The sequence below is a fragment of the Xylanibacter ruminicola genome (assembly GCF_900142525.1).
Lineage (GTDB): Bacteria > Bacteroidota > Bacteroidia > Bacteroidales > Bacteroidaceae > Prevotella > Prevotella ruminicola_A.
The window spans coordinates 1-1,380 of sequence record NZ_FRBD01000058.1 but is presented as its reverse complement, the minus strand read 5'-3'; the positions used below and the strand labels follow the sequence as shown (position 1 = coordinate 1,380).

The following is a 1,380-nucleotide window of genomic DNA, read 5'->3' as shown; positions in this document are numbered from 1 at the left end:
GGTAGTGTAAGTTGAACTGTGTCAAGGCCATTTCCCTTATTATATTAACCTCAGATGGGGGACACGATTTTTAATCGTGTTTTCCAGATGAGGAGCCTTTCTAGCTGCAAAGTTACATAATTTCATACCTATCTCCAAATTTTATCGCTATTTGTTGTGAAATAAGTGCCCAGTTCGCCAGGGGCATAGTCCACTTCTCGCTAATGTTACGGTAAGCCAGGTAGACGAGTTTCTCCAAGGCTGTATCAGACGGGAATACGCCCTTGTTCTTCGTAACCTTGCGTATCTGACGGTGATAGCCTTCGACTGTATTGGTCGTGTAAATGAGACGACGAATCTCCTTGGTGTACTGGAAGAATTCCGTCAGACGCTCCCAGTTGTCACGCCATGACTTGATGACGATAGGATACTGTTCGCCCCATTTGAGTTCAAGATTGTCAAGCTCGGTCTCAGCAGCATCTTTGCTGACAGCGCCATAGACGAGTTTCAGGTCCTTCATAAACTCTTTCTGATGCTTGCTGCCCACATACTTAATAGAATTGCGTATCTGATGTACGATGCAGAGTTGTACGGCAGTATGGGGGAAAACGCTTTGGATGGCGTCTGGAAAGCCCTTAAGACCATCCACGCAGCATATCATGATATCCTCCACTCCTCGGTTCTGCAAGTCCGTAAGTACCTCCAGCCAGAAGTTGGCTCCTTCACTCTTGGCAACGTACATACCAAGCAGTTCCTTGTGCCCTTCCTTGTTGATGCCCAACACATTGTAGATGGCACGGGTGACAGCACGCCCAGTATCGTCTTTCACCTTGTAATGGATAGCATCGAGCCAGCAGATTGCATAGACCGCATCCAAGGAGCGGCACTTCCATTCCTTAATCTCAGGCAGCACGCGGTCTGTTATCGCACTGATAGTCTCTGCAGATAGCTTGGTATTGAACTCACGCTCAAAATAGCGGCTGATTTCACGGGTACTCGTGCCAAAAGCATACATGCCGATGATCTGATCGGCCATACCCTCAGCAAGAATTGTCTCTCGCTTACGGACTGTCTGAGGATCAAAACTGCCATCACGGTCACGAGGTGTCTCTACAGTTACCTCACCATACTGCGTCTGAACAGTTTTAGGCATTTTGCCATTACGACGATTCCCTGACTCACGGGACCCTTCACTCAAGTGAGCATCCATCTCACCCTCAAGAGCTGCATTCAAAATACGCTCCAACATTGGTGCCAATGCACCATCTTTTCCAAACAACGGCTTGCCTGTACGCAACTGCTCGGCTGCCAGCTTGTAATCAATTTCTTCGTTTGCCATCATAAAATAAACGTGTTAAACTACATTTTGTTGTAGCCTGACACAGTTTACTTTACATTCTC

General features: G+C 47.2%; 1 protein-coding gene. It reads right to left on the bottom strand.

What is annotated here, in order from left to right:
* Nucleotides 1-112: 112 nt before the first annotated feature.
* Nucleotides 113-1,318: an IS256 family transposase gene (locus BUB86_RS16880; RefSeq protein WP_073211901.1), complete on the bottom strand. Its 1,206-nt coding sequence runs from the start codon at nucleotides 1,316-1,318 to the stop codon at nucleotides 113-115.
* Nucleotides 1,319-1,380 lie beyond the last annotated feature (62 nt).